Source organism: Streptomyces sp. NPDC034085 (genome assembly GCF_055575555.1).
This window is the reverse complement of sequence record NZ_JBVISL010000005.1, coordinates 397,637-417,433: the sequence shown is the minus strand read 5'-3', so window position 1 is coordinate 417,433 and position 19,797 is coordinate 397,637. Positions and strand designations below refer to the sequence as shown.

Here is a 19,797-nt window from a genome sequence, read left to right as displayed (position 1 = left end):
TGCGATGCGCTTTGATCCTTGGGATGCCGCCTTCGTCGCCGATCCGTATCCCGCCTACCGGGAGTTGCGTGAGCAGGGGCGGGCCGTGTGGTGCGGGGCGACGGGTCAGTGGCTGGTGCCGCACTACGCCGATGTGAGTGCGCTCCTGCGGGACCGGCGGCTGGGGCGGACCTACCTGCACCGGTTCAGCCACGAGGAGTTCGGGCGTGAGGCTCCTCCACCGGAGCACGAGCCCTTCCATGTGCTCAACGGGAACGGGCTGCTGGACCTGGAGGATCCCGCGCACGGCCGCGTACGGCGCCTGGTGTCCAAGGCGTTCACACCGCGCATGGTGGAGCGGCTCGCGCCGTCGGTCGGGCGGCTGGCCCGGGAGCTGGCGGACGGGCTGCGGTCCGCCGGAGGCGGGGACCTGCTCACCGCCGTCGCCGAGCCGCTGCCGGTGGCGGTGATCGCGGAGCTGCTGGGGGTCCCGGAGGCGGACCGGGGGCTGCTGAGGCCGTGGTCGGCCGACATCTGCGGGATGTTCGAGCTGCGGCCGGACGCGCAGACCGCGCGGCGGGCGGTGACGGCGAGCGTCGAGTTCAGCGCGTACCTGCGGGAGCTGATCGCCGAGCGCCGCAAGGACCCTGGCACCGATTTGATCTCCGCCCTGATCGCCGCCCACGATGACGAGGGCCGGCTCAGCGAGCAGGAGATGATCTCCACCTGCGTCCTGCTGCTGAACGCCGGCCACGAGGCGACCGTGAACACCACGGTGAACGGCTGGTGGGCCCTGTTCCGCCATCCCGGCCGGCTCGCCGCCCTGCGCGCACGGCCCGGCGGGCCGGATCCGGAAAAGTTGTCCACAGCTGTGGATGAACTGATGCGCTACGACACACCCCTCCAGATGTTCGAGCGCTGGGTGCTCGACGACATCCGCGTCGGGGACACCGTCATCCCGCGTGGCGCCGAGGTCGCGCTGCTCTTCGGGTCCGCGAACCGGGACCCCGCGCGCTTCGAGGACCCGGACGTCCTGGACCTCGAACGGGCCGACAACCCCCACCTGACCTTCGGCGCCGGAATCCACTACTGCCTGGGCGCACCCCTGGCCCGGCTGGAGCTGGCTGCCTCCTTCGGGGCGCTGCTCGACCCCGCCGGGCCGCCGATGCGGCTCGTGCGGGAGCCGCAGTGGCGGGAGGGCTATGTGATCCGAGGCCTGCGGGAGCTGCTGGTGGAGTTCTAGCCCGGCCCGGCGCCCTAGGTGCCGATGGCCTGGTCAGCCATCTGACACCAACCGCGGCAGCCAGCGAGACCACAGCCGCGGGAGCAGTTTCTTGACCTGTCCTGTCAACTGGCGAAGGCGTCCCGGCTCGGGCTCCTGGAACGTTGCTTCGTCCGCCCGCGCGTGATCTCCCCTCGACCACCGCTTTACTACGCCGCGTTCAGTAGCCAGAAACGGATAGCGTGCAGATTGCCGGGGTTTTGGCATGCCTGCACGGTGTCCGAATTGCCGGGGTTTAATGTGCGCGATTATGTCCGGACCGAATTGCCGGGGTTTTTCGGCGATATGAGCCGCCCTTTCTGCCTGGCGCACTTACCGGGAGTGAGGACAGAACGTCCTCATCGGGTGCCGAATCGGACGGTGCCCCAGCTTGCCCGTGTCAAGTTTTCGGATCACGGCTCGCGAAGCGATGTCACCGCCGACGGCAACGCGCTTGGCCCGGGCCGTCTCCGCTGTCTCCCCCGACCCCAGCGTGCCCTGCCACCCCGGACGCGCGCCGGCCGCGGATCCCAACGGGTGTCCTGGGAGCCGCGCCAACGCCATCGTCCCGGAAGGCGGAGGCCGGCGGACGGGACAGTCGGACGGCGTCCACGTGGAGAGACAGGACGTGCTTGAAGCGACGGTGGCGTCTCAGTTCGAGGGTGTCCACGGGCCAGAGTCGGCCGGTCCCGGAGGACGTCAGTGCGGTGCCACTTGCGCCTACCACGGCAGAAATCAGCACGATCCACAGGAGGATGCCTCCCACAGCTGGTCCTTTCGAAGGCCGAGGTCAAGGGGTTGCGAGGGTCGGGACCCTGGCGACCCTCGGCATAACGCAGAGGCATATGCAGAGTTGCGCTCTCCCCTTCGATTGCAGCCATGCGCAGCAATGTGCCCACTTCGGCATCTCGATCTATTTACCGATCATCAGTTGGTGGCTGAGCAGAGCGAAGCGAAGTCAGCGGAGCCGACGAGGACCTCGGCTCTGGGGGGCGCGCAGGGGATGACAGCTGACTGCAAGAGGTGGCGGTACGTGCCGAGAGCCGGCGCCTCGGGCGCACGGCGCGCAGCAGGGTCGTCGCATCAGGGCATGCGCGTGGCCGCCCGTTCGTGCGTGGCGGGGTCAGGTGTCCGACGCGCTGATTGCCTCGGCCGCAGCCCATCGTCTTGGGCGTCGCGGCCGGTGGGAGAAAGGGCGTGGGCTATTGCCCTTCCGGTCGGTTCGGCAACCGATAAGACGGCGTCACGCTCTGCCGTAGACCACCATCACCCGGATGGCACACACCCAGACCCACACCGAGAGCGTTTATGGAATATGACAACAGCAAAGCTCCCCGTCTTCCCCCGCGGGACCGCGGAGGAAGACGGACAGAGAGGCAGCATTCACTCCGGGGCCACCCGGGTCGGGAAGTGGATGTTCACTCCGCCCACGACCGGCTGGGGTGAGACCGGGAACGCAACGCTGGGGCATGAAGATCTGGAAGTCGATCTTCTGTACTCCTCTACGATTTTCGAGGACTTCCTCCGTGCGATGAGCGTGATCCAGATTGAGTTCGCTGACCGGTTGGGGAACACGGCAGCGTCCGCCACGGCTGTCGGCGAGTGCTCGGGTGGCAGCTCCCGTGTATGAGCCGTACGGATACCCGGACGTCCACGGTATCCACCCCCAGCCGGACACCACCGCATTCCGGGGCCGACCAGAGCCCGTGCAGCGCCCCTCCTCCGGGCAACCGCTCGGCGGGCCCGGCGGAGCGCATCCGTCATGGGATCCGGTGGAGGATCTCGCCGTCCTCCTCCAGGAAAGCGCTGCGTCTGGGCAGCCGGAGCCCTTCGCCCGAGTCGGCGCCGACGGCCTCGGTGACACGGCGGCCACCAGCGGGTGGGTCGCAGGACTGAACCACATCCCTGCGGGATGTCCGCCCAGTCCGCCCTCCGACGGGCACCGCCGGAGCAAGTCGAGGTCCCAGGTAGTGACCCTGTTGCAGACGGGCAGTCTGTTCACTGCGGTGCTGGTCGGCGCCATCGCCGCCGTGGTGAGCATCCTCAGTGGGGTGGCCATCTGCGACGCCCTGCGCCACAGCGCCGCACCCCACACGGCCCATGAAGTAGTCAGCTGGTGGCCCCTGCTGATCTACGGCCCCTGGATGGTCGCATCCCTGTCCATCCTCAGATCGGCCCTGCACCAACGCCGCGCACTTCACTCCTGGTCCATCGTCCTGTTGTTCTCCTGCCTGGCCACCCTGCTGTGCGTAGCCCAGGCACCCAAAACGATCACCGCCGGGGCGGCTTCCGCTCTTCCAGCCGTCGCGGCACTGGCCTGCTTCCAACAGCTGGTTCGCCAAATCACCCTCACGCGACCGCCTCGCCAAGCAGCTCCGCGACACCGGAACCCGACGTCCTCTCCGCTCGGGCAGCCGGCCGCAGCCAGACGCAGCGCGGGCAGTGTCCCTGTCGGCTACCCCGCGGGAGACAGCAACAGAGAAATCCGCTCTCCGTCCCATGGCCACAGATTCGGGTAAGACCCATAAGGGACGTACGCGTGAGGCAGTGCCAATCGATGTCACGGTCGCCGGCTCGGACAGTGGGCTCCGGTCACTGGGAAAGTCGGTGGAGCGCGGTTGCATGGCAACGGCGGGCGATGTCACCCCGGCAAGGCGGTGGCCTTCTCCGGCTACCTGGTCGGCAAGGTCCGGTGAGTTGTCGCAGGAGGACTGGACGTACCTGCGTACCGCAGGTGCAGTCTGGCCGGTCGGCAGGGGTGCCATGGGCGAGAGCTCCGGTCGTGGGAGCGCGAATGCCGGCTGAGGGGCGCGGCGGAGACGGCACTGTCGGTCGGCGGCGGAACGGACCTCCCGTGGGCTGGTACCGCGAAGAGCAGAGGCGGTAGCAGCAGCTAACTCCCTGGTCAATCCGGTCCTTCCCACACGTCAAAGGGGTGTTCGCCTGCACCTTTGAAACGAAGATCGATACCGATGGTCACGGGCCGTGCGCAGACTCAGCCTGACGGTCTACCGGCCCTGTCCTGCGCCGGCCATGCCCGGGCGCCCCCCGCGGTCGGCCGGACCGCACCGCGTCCATCACCGCACGCCCTGTTCCTGATCACTGGGGCATGTCCGAGCAACGCGCCGTGCACCGTGGTCATGCCTGCCCTGCAACCGGGGGCCGTGGGCTCTGGCTTCCGCGGCTGAGGTGATCAGCGTCGCAGCCGCCACGGGCCTCGTGTGCAAAGGGCTTGCGCACCCAGCACATGGGCATGACTCGCCGAACCGAATGCACACTCCGGCGCCTCACATCCGCGTCCACCACGAAAGGTCAGCAACATGGTGTCTGAGATGACCCACGCCGAACGAATGCGGTACAAGCGGCGCCAGGACGCCGCCTACCAAGCCGGCGAAGACGCTGTCGCCAACCTGCAGGCGGCGCTCGCGCTCGCAGGCCTGACCCTTCCCTCCCTGAGTAACGACGGGCCGGTGGCCGGCCACGGTTTCGTCCGGCTCGGAGGATGCAACGCGGCCTTCGCCAACCGGCTCGCCGCAGTCATCGCCGCAGGTGCCCGTACCCTTCAGCGTCAACGGTGAGATGCCCGGCAGGTGAAGCAGGTGGAACAGCCGCAGAAAGCGTCTTAGCACCCCTTGGGCCGATTCGGGGGGTTTCAAAAAGAAGAGGCCATGTCTCTCCCTGCCCTCGCCCTCACCGAGGGATCGGCCGACGCCCTGCCCGTCGGCGAAAACACGCTGCTACGGCGCGCCGCTCGCCGCAGGCGCCCGGCGGCTGCAGTCACACGGGGGCACGCTGCTTCACGCCCCGGCGCACGCCCTCCCCGCCGGTGGCGAGCGGGCGGACAGTGTCGACTTCCGGATCCGAGCAGAGCGGAGAGGAGAAAGCGTGTCGCCCTGCGGTGTCGTGAAGTGGTTCGACCTTCACCGGGGAGTCGGCCTCATCAGCCAGGGGGCCGGACCTGACGTTCAAGCGGAAGCATCGGCCATTCACGGGAGGGAGCGCTGTCTGCTTCCTGGCGAGGAGGTCATATTCGACATCACTCTGGATGGTGCGGGGCTACGGGCCGACAACATTCACCGTGCGGTCAGCAGCGAAGCCCGGCATCCGGGCCGGCCGAGGACGGTGACCCTGCACAAGGGCGTCTTCTCTCCCTTGTCGGCGGTGCCACCCCTGCCAGAGGTTCTCCAGCGCTAGGCCGCGCCCCGCGGCAGGGTGAGGGCCCAGGCCGCGGGGTGTCGGGTCCAGGTACGGCGGCGGACCGGGCCGGCCAGGGCATGGTCGGCGCGGTAGCGGAAGTCCTCCCCGGAGGTTCCGGGGTCCTCGGTGGTACCGGAAACGCCGGCGGACCGGGAAGCCCGGGCCTCACCGGAGACCCCCGATGCCCCATATGCCCCAGAAGTCCCTGACGCCCCGGGCACACCAACCGTCCCGGCAGCCCCGGTGCCCCCGTCGGCCCCGTGGCCTCCGCGCATCCCAGCCCCCCGGGCCACCCCAGACCCCCCAGCCGCCCCCGACGCCCCCGACAGCCCGGAAACCCCGGACACCGTCACCGCCTCCGCCCACTGCGTCAGCGGCGGCGCTCCCGACAGCCGGACCAGCACCTCCGCCGGCCCCGCCCCGCCCCCGGCCGTCCGTACGGCGACGTCCTCCACCGGGCGGTCCCCATCCGCGAGCACCACCCCGTCCACCTCCACCCGCAGCCGGTGCGCCGGCCACACCGGCGCCGCCGGACCCGGCAGCAGCGTCCGCAGCAGTGACCGGTAACCCCCGCCGCGCCGTACGGCCGACACCGGCGGGCTGATCCGCAGCCCGCCCAGCACCACCCCGCCGCTGTCGTCCACCAGCAGGTCCCTCGGGTGGGCGATCCCGTCCAGGGCCGCCCGGGCCGCCAGTACCGCCGACAGCGGCACCCCGAGCGAGCGGGCCAGCGCCAGCGACCCCGGCGGCCCCACCGGAACCAGAGAGACCGCCCCGTCGCCCAGACCCCGCTCCCGGTACAGCAGCCCGACGGCCCGCACCAGCGCCCGGTCATCACCGACGATCACCGGCCGCCGATGGCCCCGGCGGGCGAGAGCCCGCGCAAATTCCTCCGGCGAGTCCGGCAGGCAGATTTTCGCCGCCGCTCCCGCTGACAGCACATCTTTCGCGATGCGCACGGACTCGCCGTCAAGACGGCGGGCGACCGGGTCGACGAGCACGAGCAGGCCGCCTACCGGCGCGCCCGCATGGCTCATGGCGGGCTCTGGAGCCGACACCTCGGTCCTTCCTCGGGTAGCATCTTTGTGCAAGAGGCCCTTGCGCTATTGCGCCAGGGCCTTCGTCTATTCCGGGGCACCGGTCCGACGGCTCAGCCTGCGGTGTACATCGTCGTACGCCCCCTGACCTTGGACATGCCCCATCCGGAAGAGGTGTACGCCTGTGCCCGCTCTTGTGCTGCTCGGAGCTCAGTGGGGTGACGAGGGCAAGGGAAAGGCCACCGACCTGCTCGGTGGATCCGTTGACTATGTAGTGCGCTACCAGGGTGGCAACAACGCCGGCCACACGGTGGTCGTAGGCGACCAGAAGTACGCGCTGCACCTTCTCCCTTCCGGCATCCTCTCCCCCGGATGCACCCCGGTCATCGGCAACGGTGTCGTCGTCGACCCGGCCGTCCTGCTCTCCGAGCTGCGCGGCCTGAACGAGCGCGGCATCGACACCTCCAAGCTGCTCATCAGCGGCAACGCGCACCTCATCACGCCGTACAACGTCACCCTCGACAAGGTCGGCGAGCGCTTCCTCGGCAAGCGCAAGATCGGTACGACGGGGCGCGGCATCGGCCCGACCTACGCCGACAAGATCAACCGCATCGGCATCCGAGTGCAGGACCTCTACGACGAGTCGATCCTCACCCAGAAGGTCGAAGCGGCCCTCGAAGGCAAGAACCAGCTCCTCGCCAAGCTCTACAACCGCCGCGCCATCGAGGCCGCCGCGATCGTGGAGGAGATGCTCCAGTACGCGGACCAGATCAAGGGCTACGTCGCCGACACCACCCTGATCCTCAACAACGCGCTGGACGACGACAAGGTCGTGCTCTTCGAGGGCGGTCAGGGCACACTGCTCGACGTCGACCACGGGACGTACCCCTTCGTCACCTCCTCGAACCCGACCGCCGGCGGCGCCTGCACCGGCACCGGCGTGGGACCGACGAAGATCAGCCGCGTCATCGGCATCCTCAAGGCCTACACGACCCGCGTCGGCGCGGGCCCGTTCCCGACCGAGCTGTTCGACGAGGACGGCGAGGCGCTGCGCCGCATCGGCGGCGAGCGCGGCGTGACCACCGGCCGTGACCGCCGCTGCGGCTGGTTCGACGCCCCGATCGCCCGCTACGCGACCCGCGTGAACGGCCTCACCGACTTCTTCCTCACCAAGCTGGACGTGCTGACCGGCTGGGAGGAGATCCCGGTCTGCGTCGCGTACGAGATCGACGGCAAGCGCGTCGAGGAGCTCCCGTACTCGCAGACGGACTTCCACCACGCGAAGCCGATCTACGAAACCCTCCCCGGCTGGTCCGAGGACATCACCAAGGCCAAGACCTTCTCCGACCTGCCGAAGAACGCGCAGAACTACGTGAAGGCCCTGGAGGAGATGTCGGGCGCCCCGATCTCCGCGATCGGCGTCGGCCCCGGTCGCACCGAGACGATCGAGATCAACTCGTTCCTCTAGGCACGGGACGCTCGCAGAGCACACCAGGCACGACGTCCGAAGGGGCGGGGAGCGCACCGCGCACTCCGCCCCTTCGGCGTACGGGCCGGGCGGACACGATTCGGCAGACCCGTGAGAACACGTACCGCGTCCAGTGGATCACGTTCGGTACAGTCGGGGCATCGTCACCCAGGCTGGGGTTCTCAGATGCACGATCTCCGCGCGCCGGCGCTCCCGGCGACCCGAGGCGAACCGCTCGACGCAGCCGCCTACGCCGAAGACCTCAGGGCCCGCCGCGCGGTGATCCGCAACGGCGAGTCCTGGCGGCTGGAGCGGCTCCAGCACTTCGAGGAAACGGACAACCCGGCCCGGGAGGCGCTGCGCCAGGGCGACTGGCGGGAGGTCCTCCGGCTGATCGAGGCGGAGCGCCCCACCGCACGCAAGGCCGCCGACGACGACAGCCGCAACGGCTCGCCCTTCCGCCGGCTGCGGGTGGTGGAGGAACCGCTGTCGCCGTACGTGCAGTGGCAGCTGCACTGGCTCCACATGCGCGCCGAGGCCGGACACCACGCGCGGGTGCTGCCCGCCGAGGAGTTCTCCTTCACCGAGGCGGCGGACGGGGGTCCGCTGCCGGAGATCGTCATCCTCGGCGGACACGTCCTGTACGAGGTCCTCCACAGCCCGGCCGGCGTCCACACCGGCACCCGCCGGTACGAGGACCCGGCGATCGTCAGACCGTGGGAGGTGTACGTGAAGCGGGCCTACTCGGGGGCCGAGGACCTGCGGACCTACTTCACGCGTGCGGTCGCGCACCTGCCCCCGCCGCCGGCGGCGTGACGCGCGCAACGGCGCGTCACGGGAAGAGCCGCGCGAGAAAACTTCCCCGGACCTGTCACATCCGCCTGCTCCCGTCCGTCAGTGCTGTGAACACACCGACCGAAGGAGAGCAGCAGCCATGACGACCCCCTCCGCCCCCTCCACCCCCACCGCAGCCGCGTCGATTTCCCGGATGGGCGACCCGGCCGCGCTCGTGCCCGAGCTGAAGGACATCAGCGCCGCGCTCTTCCGCGCCACCGGCAACCAATCGGTACCGCGCACCACGATGAGCCTGGTCCACCTGCGCGCCGGCCAGATCGTCCACAACACCTACCTGACCATCCTGAACACCGGCTTCCTCCGCAAGGCCGGGGAGTCCGAGGAGCGCATCACCGCCGTCTCCTCCTGGCAGGACGCCCCCTACTTCACCGAGGCCGAGCGCGCCGCCCTCGCCCTGGTGGAGGCCACCCTCCAGCCCGCGCCGCGCGGCCAGGAGCGGGTCCCCGACGAGCTGTACGCCGAGGTCGCGAAGCACTACGACGAGAAGGCGCTGGCCACGCTCACCATCGCGATCGGCCAGATCAACTTCTTCATCGCCCTCGCGCTCATCGGCAAGCCCCAGCCGGTCGCCTCGCTCGCCGGCCGGCAGTGGGATTGAGTCCCGGCCGCGGCCTGCTCAGGACACCAGCGTCTGCTCCTCCAGCTCGGTCAGCCGCACGGTGCACAGTCCGCCGCGCTCGCTCGTCACGTCCGTCACCTTCAGCTGCGTCCCCGGGGAGAGGATGAACTCCTCTTCCTCGGTGAACGCGGAGAAGTCGCGGATGCCCACCGCCCGGGCCGGGACCACCTCGAACAGCGTCCGCTTGCCGCGGTTGCCGAGGAACCCCCGGGCGACGCCCAGCTTGGGCGTGCACGAGGACACGCCCCACCAGGTGACGGTGCGGCCCAGCGGGTACTGGGCCCGCAGGTCCAGCGCCACACCGCGGTACAGCGGCTCGGTACGGACGGGGAGCCCCGAGACCGCTGAGAACAACAGCCGCAGGTAGGGCAGGTACGGGACCAGCCGGGACCGGTCCGGGGAGCGCAGGACCGCGTTGATCTCCCGGTAGAACGCGGACTCGCAGGTGTAGAGGTACAGGGCGGAGACCGCGTCGGCGGACAGCCCGCCGGCCGCCGTGTCCGCCCGCCTCTTGCCGAACTCGTACGACCGGTCGACGTGCCCGCCGAGACCGGAGAGCAGCTGGGCGACGGGGGCGACCGCGTCCCGGAACTCCATGAGCGGCGTGTCGAACACCCCGGTGATCGCGGGGAGTACGAGGCCCTCGTCCTTCACGCTGGAGAGGCGCTCCAGGTACAGCTGGTGCAGCTCCATCGTGGACGTGATGAACGCGCCCATCCGCGCGGCGACGTCCTCGCCGTCCGCTCCGCCGTCCTGCGCGGCGCGCTCGTTCCACCCCTTGGTCGGCAGCCAGTCGACGGGGGCCGCGCCCAGTGACGCGAGGGCGTCGTTGACCATCGCGAAATGGCCGCCGTCGCAGAAGATGTCGCCCTGCGCGGCGGGATTGGCGTGGTCGATGTGCCGGACGTCGACCTCCGGGTACTTCTTCTGGAGATCGAGGACGATCTTCTTCAGGCTGCGCGCGTGCGCGCCCCACCAGGCGAAGACGACCCCGCGGTCCTCCTCGTCGGCGTCCCGCTTGGCCTTGAGGATCTCCTCCACGATCCGCTCGGCGACCGGACGCCAGAACGCGGTGTGCGGATCGGCTCCGCCGCGCGCCCCGGCGCTGTCGGCGGTGAGCGCCGCGTTCAGCAGGAGGACCCCTTGCGTGAGCATCGCCTGGAACCATTCGGGCGGCTGCACGGTGTCCTGTTCCTTCAGCAGCGCGCGTATGTCGGCGATCGGGGTCTTCTTCGGAATTCCGTACTTCCACATCGCCGCGGCCTTGATGATGCACCGAATGCTGACGACCCTGCCGAACTGGCTGTCCTTCCAGTCGTGGAAGGTGTTGTCGAACATGGCTATTCCGGTGGCGCTTTCCGGCCTCGGGTAGGGATTCTGTCCGAAGACGACGACCTTCCACTTGTGCGGCGGATTGGGCTTGAGCGCCTGGAAGGTCAGTTCGCGGACCGGGACGACGTCGGAGCTGCGGCCCGGTCCGATGAATGCGGCGGCGTTCGGCTGCGCCTCGATGACCGGCTTGAGCAGCGGGAACCACGGTTCGCCGCCGCCTTTGAACAATTCGGCGAGGGCCAGCGGGTCATTCGCATCGGGCTGCGCCGAAGCGGCGGGGGAATTGTTTTCGCTCATGGTGGAGAACTCCGCAACATCGGACCGGACTTCACATCTGGCCGCAGGCTAACAACGGCCACTGACAACGGTGACCGACCCTCACCCGGCCCTGTGGACAAGCCCGTTGTCAGTGGCCCCCGCTAGCGTGGTGAGCAGTTCGGAAGCGCCTTTACCGATGGGAGTGCATGATGACCGAGGACCGCGCGCAGCCCGCGCTCAGGGTCGTACTGACCGACGTCAACACCGATGTGGTGGAGTCGTGGCGCGCCGCCTTCGCCGACACCCCCGGCGTCGAGATCCGGCAGGGCTCGATCCTCGACGAGGACGTCGACGCGTGGGTCAGCCCGACGAACTCCCGCGGCCGGATGGACGGAGGGGTCGACGCGGCCGTCAAGCGGTTCCTCGGAGCCGGCATCCAGCTGCGCGTGCAGCGGGCGATACGCGACCGGTTCGCGGGCAGCCTCCCGGTGGGCAGCGCGGTGTGCGTGCCGTCCGGCTCCCTCACCCCGAGGTACCTGATCTCGACGCCCACGATGGAGACGTCCTCGCAGAACGTGAGCCAGACGCTGAACGTGGCCCTGGCGTGCGCGGCCGCCTTCCAGGCGGTCCACCAGCAGAACGAGAAGAAGCCCGGCAGCATCCGCTCGGTGGCCCTGGTCGGCATGGGCGCCCGGACCGGCCGGGTGCCGGCGCGGGTGTGCGCCAACCTGATGTGGACGGGCTACACCCTCTTCAACGACCACCGCTTCGAGGACTACGACACCCTGCGCAGCACGATCGTGGCGCAGCTCGACGACGTGGAGAACGCCCCCGTCGCCCAGCGGATACGCATCACCCCGCCCCGGCGCGCGTCGCCCCGCCGCTGACCGGACGCGCCCCACGGGTCCCGGGGCGGACGCGCCTACCAGGCGAGCTGGGAGATCTCCTCCGCGACCACCGCGCAGGCGTCGGCCGCCGGATCGATCAGGGGGAAGTGGCCGACGCCCTCGACCAGGGTCAGGCCGACCATCTCCCCCGCCTTCGCGGCGGCGGCCACGTACGACTCCGCCACCGCCGGGGGCACCACGATGTCCTCGCGCCCGTGCACCACGGTGGTGGCGATGCCCGTCGGCAGCAGCGCCGCCGGGTCGGCGAAGGGGAGCCGGGCCTCCCAGTGCTCGGGCCCGCCCAGCAGCTGCGCCGACGCGCCGCCGCACACGCCGAGTTCCTCCGCGGCCCCGAAGTCCGCGATCGGGGCCAGCGCCACCACCCCACGCAGCGGCGGCGGGGCGGGCAGCCGCCACGCGGAGCCGGACGGCAGCACGTGCCGCGCCGCCGCCCACAGCGCGAGCTGTCCGCCCGCCGAGTGGCCGCTCACCACGGTCCGGCGGACGTCGGCGGCGGGCAGGGCGGCCGCGGCCAGCCCGGGCAGGGCGTCCATGGCCGCGGCGACGTCGTCGAAGGTCTCGGGCCAGCGTCCGGCCACCGGCCCCTCGGCGTTCTGGTGGGGCAGGGAACTGCCGCGCCGGTACTCCACGTTGGCGACGGCGAAGCCCCGCCGGGCCAGGAAGTCCGCGAAGGGGGTGACGTGCTGCCGGTCGTAGGGGGCCCGCCAGGCCCCGCCGTGCAGGACCACGACCAGCGGCGCGGAGCCCGCCGCGCCCCCGCCGCGGGGGGCGTAGAAGTCGACGACCTGGTCGGGGTGGTCTCCGTACGCGGCGCTCGCGTCGGGCCCGACCGGGGGGTGGGCGAAGGCCGAGGCGGCCTCGGCGGCGTCCCGTTCGACTGCGGGGTCCGTCATCGGCTCAACCTCTCGGTAACGCGTGGGACAGGGGGGACAGATGTTCCGGTGTTCCGACAGAGCGGGACCGTATCAGGCCGTCACCGGCTCCCAGCCGCCGGAACGAGTCAGCACGGAGGCGGGCGCGGCCGTAGCCCCGCCCGCCCCCTGGTGTGACGTTTCGCTACCGCGTCACCCGAAAATGTGACCCAGTGTGCGTGCCGCGCGCTCCACATCGGCGAACCCGACGTAGAGCGGGGTGAACCCGAACCGCAGGACGTCCGGGGCGCGGAAGTCCCCGACGACCCCCCGGGAGACGAGCTCCGCCATCACCTCGCGGGCGCCCTCGGCCCGCAGCGAGACCTGGCTGCCGCGCAGGCCGTGCTCGGCCGGGGTCACCGTCTCCACCGCGCCCTCGGGAACGTACGCCGCCACGCACGCGAGGAAGAAGTCGGACAGCGCGAGGGACTTGGCGCGGACCGCCTCGATGTCCACGCCCTCCCACGCGTCGAGGGCCGACTCCAGGGCCAGCATCGACAGGATGTCCGGGGTCCCGACGCGCGTCCGGGCCGCGCCCTCGGCGGGAACGTAGCCCGGGGTCATCGCGAAGGGCTCGGCGTGGCCGTTCCAGCCCGGCAGCGGGGAGTCGAAGGCGCCCTGGTGCCGCTCGGCCACGTAGATGTAGGCCGGGGAACCGGGGCCGCCGTTCAGGTACTTGTACGTACAGCCCACCGCGAGGTCGACGCCGTGCGCGTCGAGGCCGACGGGCAGGGCGCCGGCGCTGTGGCAGAGGTCCCAGACGATCAGCGCGCCCGCGGCCCGCGCGGCCGCGGTGAGGGCGGGCAGGTCGTGCAGCCGGCCGCTGCGGTAGTCGACGTGGTTGAGCAGCACCACGGCGGTGTCGTCGGTGAACGCCCCCGCCGCCCCGGCGGGGTCGACCGGGACGAGCTCGAGGCCGGTCATCCGGGCGGCGGAGGCGGCGATGTAGCCGTCCGTCGGGAAGGTGGTGGCGTCCACCAGCATCCGGGTGCGGCCGGGAGCCGCCAGGCGGGCGGCGCCGACCAGGGCCTTGAAGAGGTTGACGCTGGTGGAGTCGCCGACCGTCACCTGGCCGGGGGCGGCACCGATGAGCGGGGCGATCCGGTCGCCGATCCGCTGGGGCGCGGTCCACCAGCCGCTCTCGTCCCAGGAGCGGATGAGGAGCTCGCCCCACTGGCGGTGCACGACGTCGGCGACGGCGCCGGGGACGCCGGCCGGCAGCGCGCCGAGGGAGTTCCCGTCGAGGTAGACGACCCCGTCGGGGAGGGTGAAGCGCTCGCGGAGCTTGCCGAGCGCGTCTTCGGCGTCGAGCCGGGCGGCGCGCTCCTGGAGCTCCGGTATGGGGTGCGGGGCGGTCTCAGACATGGCTGCGGGCCGTCCACAGCTCGGGGAAGACGTGCTTCGCCGCGCGCTTCTCCAGCCAGGTCACCCCGGCGGAGCCGCCCGTGCCCGTCTTCGCGCCCATCGCGCGGCGCGTCGCGACCAGGTGGTCGTTGCGCCAGCGCCAGACCAGCTCGGCGACGTCCGTCAGCACCTCGCCGAGGCGGTGCAGGTCGGCGTTCGGGCCGGACGGGTCCGCGTACAGGGCCGTCCAGACCGCCTCGACCTCGGGGGAGGACTCGTAGCGCAGCGCCAGGTCCCGGTCCAGGACCGTCCGGGGGACCGGCAGGCCGCGGCGGGCCAGCAGGCGCAGGGTCTCGTCGTACAGGCCGGGCTCGTGGAGGGCCTTCTCCAGCTCGGCGTGGACCCGCGGGGCGCCCCGGTGCGGGACCAGCATCGACGCGGACTTGTCCCCCAGCAGGAACTCCATCCGGCGGTACATCGCCGACTGGAAACCGGAACCCTCGCCGAGCGCGGCGCGGTACGAGTTGAACTGCGCGGGGGTGAGCTGGGCCAGCGGGCGCCAGGAGGCGTTCAGGGCCTCCAGCTCCCGGAGGGATCGTTTCAGCGCGTCCATCGCGACCGGGACGTCGTCCTCGCGCAGGGCGCGGGCGGCGGTCTCCCACTCGTGGACGATGACGGTGAACCACAGCTCCATGACCTGGGTGGTCACCAGGAACACCATCTCGCCCGGATCGTCCGAGCGCAGGTGCTGGAGGTGGGTGAGGACGTCCGCCTGGACGTAGTCCTCGTACGGAGTCGTGCCGTCGAAGTCGAGGTTCGGGGTGTCCGAACCGGCTCCGGAGGCATCAAGGGCGTGCGACATTTCTGTCTCCTCGACACGTGCTTCCGGGTAGCGGTCCGCTCCTTCCGGTGAGGTAAGTGGAGCCCCGGTCCCCTGCCCCGCATCATAAGCAGGGGATCCGGAAGCCCTCTAGGGCAGACCTCGGCAGCGTTACGCGAGCGTGTCCGCCGCGGTCGGCGAGGAATCGCGCAGGAACGTGGAGCAGCGCTCCTGCTCCTCCTTCTCCCCGATGGCCCCGGCGGCCCGCGCCAGGGCGTGCAGGGCCCGCAGGAAGCCGCGGTTCGGCTCGTGCTCCCACGGCACCGGGCCGTGGCCCTTCCAGCCGGCGCGGCGCAGGGCGTCGAGGCCGCGGTGGTAGCCCGTACGGGCGTACGCGTACGACTCGACCGCGTTGCCGGCGGCGAAGGCCCGGTCGGCGAGGGCGGCCCAGGCGAGGGAGGAGGTGGGGTGCGCGGCGGCCACCTCGGCCGGGTCGGTCCCGGCGGTGAGGGCCTCACGCGGCGCGGGCTCGTCGGGCAGGTGGGTGGGGGCGGGGCCCCCGAGCAGGTTCTGGTGAATCGACATGGCTTCAGTGTGGCCGACAGCGGCTGGGGGCAGGCACCGGCACCGCGGGTCACGGGCCCCGCGGCAGGACCGTGCCCGATGCGCGGGGGTGCGGCCAGGTCCGCCCCGGCAGTCCGTCAAGTCGCCGGGGTGTGGCGGCCCCACCACGTTCCGGCGAAGTGCGGTGGCCGGCGCACCTCCCCGCACGAGGGGTGCTCGGCCGACGGTAGAGGTGCAGTGGACGCACGCCGAGGGGGGCATGTCGTGAAAGCGGTCATGAGCAGCAGCAGGAGTACGGGCACGGCGACGCTGGTCCGGCGGGACCCGGCCCGCGAGGCGGCCGACGACCTGTGCTCCGTGGTCCTGTCCTCGCTGCGCCGCAAGGACCAGCGGGAGAAGGGCCGGCAGTACGTCCAGGGGCTGCTCGCGCTGCCCGGCCGCAAGTCGATGCGCGGGATCGCGGGGCAGGTCGGGGGCGGGGCCGCCGAGCAGAGCATGCACCACTTCATCTCCGGCTCGACCTGGGACTGGGAGCCGCTCCGCGCCTCGCTCGCCGGGTTCCTCCAGGCGACGACCCCGCTGACCGCGTGGGTGGCGCAGCCCATGGCCATCCCCAAGGGCGGGGAGCACTCGGTGGGGGTGGCGCACCGCTTCGACCCGCACCAGGGGCAGATGTTCCGCGGGCAGCAGGCCTTCGGGACCTGGTTCGCCTCGGCCGGACTGGTCTCTCCGGTCGGCTGGCGGATGTACCTGCCGGAGGCCGATGCCCAGGACTCCCCCGGAGCCGTCGGGACGCAGGCGGCGTACGAGGAGGCGGCGGCGACCGCCGTCATCGAGACCGTACGGCTCAGCGGGAACCGGCGCCCGGTGGTGCTGGACATCCAGCGGATCGGCACCCGCTCCACGATGAACCGCTTCGCGGAGGCCGCGCTGCCCGTCATCGCCCGCGTCGGCCCGGCCACCCCGCTGCTCGTCACCGACCCGGCGCTGCCCGGGTACGGTGCCGGGCCGCGCCCCGCGCGGGACGTCCTGCAGTCGGTGAAGGGGCTGTGCACCCCCGTCGAGTGGACCGACCCGGACCCCGCGGCCCCGGGCGGCCGCCACCGCGGCACCCTGGCCGTCGCGGTGCGCGTGATGATGCCCGACCCCTCGCCGGCCCGCCGGCGCCACCTGCTGCTGGTCGGCGAGTGGACGGACGCCCGTCGCCCTCCGGCGCAGCTGTGGCTGACGGACCTGGTACGGCTCCCGGTCGGGCCGCTGCTGCGGCTGACGAAGCAGGGCCGCCGGGTCGGCTTCGCCGCCGAGCACAGCGGCCAGGAGGCGGGCCTGCGCGACTTCGCGGGGCGGGCCCTGCCCGGCTGGCACCGCCACGTCACGCTGGCCTCGGTCGCGCACGCCGCCCGCGCGCTGACCGGCACGGAGCACTACGCGGCGGCCGGCTCCGGGGCCGCCGGCCGAGGGGGCTACTCGGCCGCGTAGGCCCGGTCGGCGGCCGAGCGGCGGTCGTGCAGGACCGTGCGGGCCTTGCGCAGCCGCAGGGCCATCTGGATCTCCAGCGCGCCGGCCGGCTTCTGCCAGTCCGGGCCGAGGAGTTCGGCGATCCGGTCCAGCCGGCGGGAAACGGTGTTGGGGTGGACGTGCAGGGCCTCGGCCGCGTGGGTGGGGCTGGCGCCCGAGGCGAAGTACGCCTCCAGGGTGCGGGTCAGCTCCGTCAGCCGGTCGGCGTCGTACTCCAGGACCGGGCCGATGGTCGCGTCGATGAACGACTCGACGTCGTGGTCGGCGGACAGCAGCATGCCGAGGAAGCCCAGTTCGCGCAGGGAGGCCGTGCCGCCCACCCCGTCGAGCGCGGTCAGCGCGTCCAGGCAGCGCACGGCCTCGGCGTAGACGCGGGCCACATCGCCCGGGCCGCCGGTGGGTCCGGCGGCACCGGTGGACACGGCGTGCCCGAGCAGCGGCGACAGCTCGCCGGAGGCCCGGTGCGCGGCGGCGGAGGCGTCGCTGCCGGGCAGGACCAGGACGATGCAGCCCCGGCGGACGCCCTTGAGGCCGCCCATCCGGTACGCGTACGAGGACGCCCAGGCCACGGCCTTGCCCAGTTCGCCGCCCTCCGGCCGGGCGACGACCACCACGTGCGGGCGGTCGAGGTCGATGCCGAGCCGGCGGGTGCGCTCCAGCAGGTGCAGGTCGACGGAGTGCGGCCGGTCCAGCAGGTCGGCAAGGAGCTCGTCGTGCACGGGGCCCTCGGCCGCGGCCGTGCCCCGCTGGATCAGCATCAGGGAGGCCACGGACTGGGCCGCCAGCTGGAGCAGCCGTACGTCCTCGTCGGTGAGCGGGGCGGAGGCGCTCAGCAGCAGCACCCCGAGGTCCTCGGCTCCCGCCAGTACGGGCGCCAGCCACAGGTCGCCGGGCAGGCGCACCGGGCGCCGGTCGGTGAGCGCCTGGAGGGCGGCCTTGGTCACCGCCTCCTCGTCCAGGCCGGGCAGTTCCCCGGTCGCGGTCAGCGGGCGGCCGCCCGGGTCCCGTACCTGGAGGACGCCGTCCAGCGCGTCGGCGGTGGCCCGGGCGAGGGTGGCGAGTCCGGCGCCGTCCAGGACCAGTCCGGCGAGCCGGGCGTGGCACTCCCACAGGTGGCGGACGCGGGTGAGGGCCGTGTGGGTGCGCGAGCCGAAGGCCTCCAGCTCGGTGACCTCGTCGCGGGTCTGCTCCAGCAGCCGGGCCTTCTCGATGGCGACGGCGGCCAGGTCGGCGAGGGAGAGCATGATGCCGATCTCGTCCGGGGTGAACTCCCGTACGGCGCGGTCGGATCCGTAGAGCGCGCCGAGGGTGGAGCTGCCGCGCCGCAGCGGCACCGCGATGATCGCGTGCAGGCCCTCCGCCTCGACGACGGCGTCGATACCGGGGGCGTGCGCGATGGAGGCGTCGGCGAGGTAGTCGGGGGTCCAGACCGGCGAGCGGCGGTCCTGGGCGATGCTGCCGAGGCCCCGGCCGGTGCCGAGTTCCAGGCCGACGTTGAGCGCGGTGGTCTCGCCCTCGGAGGTGCGGACGTACGCCGAACCGTCCGGACGGCTCAGCGAGAGCCAGGCCATGTCGAAGCCGAGGAGGCGCCTGGCCCTGCGCGTGATCAGACGCAGCAGGCCGTCGATGTCGTACGGGGAGGTCAGGTCGTGGGCGGTGTCGACGAGCGCGGTGAGGGCGGCCTCGCGCTGTCTGCCCCTGCTCGCGCGGGCGCGCACCGAGCCGGCCAGTTCGACGGCCCGCGTGAGGGCGGCGAGTTCGGCGGTGCCGGCGCCCGAGGTGCGGGCCTCGGCGAGCAGGGTCTCGTACCGGCTCTGCGGGGCTTCCTCCGCGAGCAGTTCCAGTACGGCCAGCGGGCCGCCGCCCTCCCCGCGCATACCGCTGCTCCCCCCCGCCCCGACCAGCTGCTCTTCGTACCCCGACCCGAACCTAGGTTCCGTCAGGCGAGGGGTCAAGCAGGCCCGGACGGCCGCGGGTCAGCAGCGGGCGCCGCAGGTCAGGCTGAGTCCGGGGGCCGGGCGGGCCGTCCGCGCCGCTTCGACGCGGGCCTCGGCGCGGCGCAGCGCCGCCAGGTAGGGGCCGTCGGGGCGGCCGGCGCCCGCGCCGCGCAGTCCGGCGAGCGCGAGGAGCAGTTCGCGGTGGCGCCCGAGGGCGAGTTCCGCCTCGACCCACTGGCCGAGCACGGAGAGCCGGTCCGCGTCGAGCGCCGCGATCCTGCCGCCGAGCCAGGGCCCGGCGTCGATGCCGTCCAGGGCGGGGCCGGTCCACAGGTCCAGGGCGCGGCGGAGCCGCGCGGCGGCCTGCTCGAAGTCGCCCCGGCCCATGGCCCGGTAGCCGGCGCCGGCCTCGCGCCCGAACTCCCGCACGTCGCAGCGGCCTCCGCCGGTGTCGAGGAGGTACCCGCCGGGCCGCGTGGACAGAACCGTCTCGGGGGTACGTACCGAGCCGCCGCCCAGCACCTCCGCGAACCGCTCGCGCAGCCGGCGTACGGCGGTGTGCAGGGCGGCGCGGGCGTGCTCGGGCGGGGTGCGGACCGCCAGCTCGTCCGCGAGGACGGCCACGGGCACGACCCGGTCCGGGCAGGCCGCGAGGACCGCCAGGACATGCCGGGCCTCCGGCGTGGGGGCCGTGATGGGCACACCGTTCTCGGTGACCCGTGGTGCGCCGAGTACCTCAATGTCCACAGTGATCTCCCTGGGCAGGCGAGCAGAAAAATAATACCCGGA

The 19,797-nt window shown here is 72.0% G+C and carries 17 protein-coding genes; 9 read left to right on the top strand and 8 right to left on the bottom strand.

What is annotated here, in order from left to right:
• The first annotated feature begins 4 nt into the window (after positions 1-4).
• The 4 genes from ACZ501_RS20655 (at position 5) to ACZ501_RS20640 (ending at position 5,434) form a co-directional block, all read left to right on the top strand.
• Positions 5-1,222 carry a cytochrome P450 gene (locus tag ACZ501_RS20655; RefSeq protein ID WP_468797158.1) on the top strand — a complete coding sequence of 406 codons (1,218 nt, stop codon included), beginning with the start codon at positions 5-7 and terminating at the stop codon, positions 1,220-1,222.
• A gap of 1,333 nt (positions 1,223-2,555) precedes the next feature.
• Positions 2,556-2,870 (top strand): hypothetical protein, encoded by a 315-nt coding sequence (locus ACZ501_RS20650; protein WP_361598703.1) that lies wholly within the window; start codon positions 2,556-2,558, stop codon positions 2,868-2,870.
• A gap of 1,702 nt (positions 2,871-4,572) precedes the next feature.
• Positions 4,573-4,818, top strand: coding sequence for a hypothetical protein (locus ACZ501_RS20645; protein WP_361598700.1), 246 nt, complete (start codon positions 4,573-4,575; stop codon positions 4,816-4,818).
• Positions 4,819-5,125: 307 nt separating this feature from the next.
• Positions 5,126-5,434: a cold shock domain-containing protein gene (locus ACZ501_RS20640; RefSeq protein WP_468797155.1), complete on the top strand. Its 309-nt coding sequence runs from the start codon at positions 5,126-5,128 to the stop codon at positions 5,432-5,434.
• On the opposite strand, the gene ACZ501_RS20635 is transcribed toward ACZ501_RS20640, so the two are convergent.
• Positions 5,431-6,285, bottom strand: a complete 855-nt coding sequence (locus ACZ501_RS20635) for a hypothetical protein (RefSeq protein ID WP_468797153.1) — start codon at positions 6,283-6,285, stop codon at positions 5,431-5,433. The genes ACZ501_RS20640 and ACZ501_RS20635 overlap by 4 nt on opposite strands.
• Positions 6,286-6,658: 373 nt before the next feature.
• On the opposite strand from ACZ501_RS20635, the gene ACZ501_RS20630 reads away from it, so the two are divergent.
• From ACZ501_RS20630 to ACZ501_RS20620, 3 genes are all read left to right on the top strand, one after another.
• Positions 6,659-7,942 carry an adenylosuccinate synthase gene (locus ACZ501_RS20630; RefSeq protein ID WP_468797150.1) on the top strand — a complete coding sequence of 428 codons (1,284 nt, stop codon included), beginning with the start codon at positions 6,659-6,661 and terminating at the stop codon, positions 7,940-7,942.
• A gap of 186 nt (positions 7,943-8,128) precedes the next feature.
• Complete coding sequence (locus ACZ501_RS20625; protein ID WP_361598691.1) at positions 8,129-8,758, top strand: DUF6879 family protein; 630 nt, start codon at positions 8,129-8,131, stop codon at positions 8,756-8,758.
• 118 nt (positions 8,759-8,876) lie between these two features.
• Positions 8,877-9,395, top strand: coding sequence for a carboxymuconolactone decarboxylase family protein (locus ACZ501_RS20620; protein WP_468797147.1), 519 nt, complete (start codon positions 8,877-8,879; stop codon positions 9,393-9,395).
• An 18-nt stretch (positions 9,396-9,413) separates the two neighbouring features.
• Here ACZ501_RS20620 and ACZ501_RS20615 read toward each other — a convergent pair whose 3' ends face one another.
• Positions 9,414-11,045, bottom strand: coding sequence for an ADP-ribosyltransferase domain-containing protein (locus tag ACZ501_RS20615; RefSeq protein ID WP_468797144.1), 1,632 nt, complete (start codon positions 11,043-11,045; stop codon positions 9,414-9,416).
• 170 nt (positions 11,046-11,215) lie between these two features.
• Here ACZ501_RS20615 and ACZ501_RS20610 point away from each other — a divergent pair, with 170 nt between their 5' ends.
• Positions 11,216-11,893 carry a macro domain-containing protein gene (locus tag ACZ501_RS20610; protein ID WP_468797141.1) on the top strand — a complete coding sequence of 226 codons (678 nt, stop codon included), beginning with the start codon at positions 11,216-11,218 and terminating at the stop codon, positions 11,891-11,893.
• Between the two features lie 35 nt (positions 11,894-11,928).
• On the opposite strand, the gene ACZ501_RS20605 is transcribed toward ACZ501_RS20610, so the two are convergent.
• The 4 genes from ACZ501_RS20605 to ACZ501_RS20590 form a co-directional block, all read right to left on the bottom strand.
• On the bottom strand, positions 11,929-12,807 hold the full coding sequence (locus ACZ501_RS20605) for an alpha/beta hydrolase (protein ID WP_361598679.1): 879 nt from the start codon (positions 12,805-12,807) through the stop codon (positions 11,929-11,931).
• A gap of 171 nt (positions 12,808-12,978) precedes the next feature.
• Entirely contained in the window at positions 12,979-14,190 is a 1,212-nt protein-coding gene (kynU, locus tag ACZ501_RS20600; RefSeq protein ID WP_468797138.1) for a kynureninase, read from the bottom strand.
• Positions 14,183-15,031, bottom strand: coding sequence for a tryptophan 2,3-dioxygenase family protein (locus ACZ501_RS20595; RefSeq protein ID WP_361598673.1), 849 nt, complete (start codon positions 15,029-15,031; stop codon positions 14,183-14,185). The genes kynU and ACZ501_RS20595 overlap by 8 nt, the downstream gene beginning before the upstream one ends.
• Positions 15,032-15,160: 129 nt before the next feature.
• A complete protein-coding gene (locus ACZ501_RS20590) occupies positions 15,161-15,574 on the bottom strand; it encodes a DUF3151 domain-containing protein (protein ID WP_361598670.1) in 414 nt (137 codons plus the stop codon).
• A gap of 255 nt (positions 15,575-15,829) precedes the next feature.
• Here ACZ501_RS20590 and ACZ501_RS20585 point away from each other — a divergent pair, with 255 nt between their 5' ends.
• The gene (locus tag ACZ501_RS20585; RefSeq protein WP_361598667.1) at positions 15,830-17,032 is read left to right on the top strand and encodes an IS701 family transposase; all 1,203 of its coding nucleotides are present in this window, start codon (positions 15,830-15,832) and stop codon (positions 17,030-17,032) included.
• On the opposite strand, the gene ACZ501_RS20580 is transcribed toward ACZ501_RS20585, so the two are convergent.
• Both ACZ501_RS20580 and ACZ501_RS20575 read right to left on the bottom strand, forming a co-directional pair.
• Positions 17,017-18,948 (bottom strand): helix-turn-helix domain-containing protein, encoded by a 1,932-nt coding sequence (locus ACZ501_RS20580; protein ID WP_361598664.1) that lies wholly within the window; start codon positions 18,946-18,948, stop codon positions 17,017-17,019. The two genes, ACZ501_RS20585 and ACZ501_RS20580, sit on opposite strands and share 16 nt — an antisense overlap.
• 99 nt (positions 18,949-19,047) lie before the next feature.
• Positions 19,048-19,755: an AfsR/SARP family transcriptional regulator gene (locus ACZ501_RS20575; RefSeq protein WP_361598661.1), complete on the bottom strand. Its 708-nt coding sequence runs from the start codon at positions 19,753-19,755 to the stop codon at positions 19,048-19,050.
• Positions 19,756-19,797: the final 42 nt, after the last annotated feature.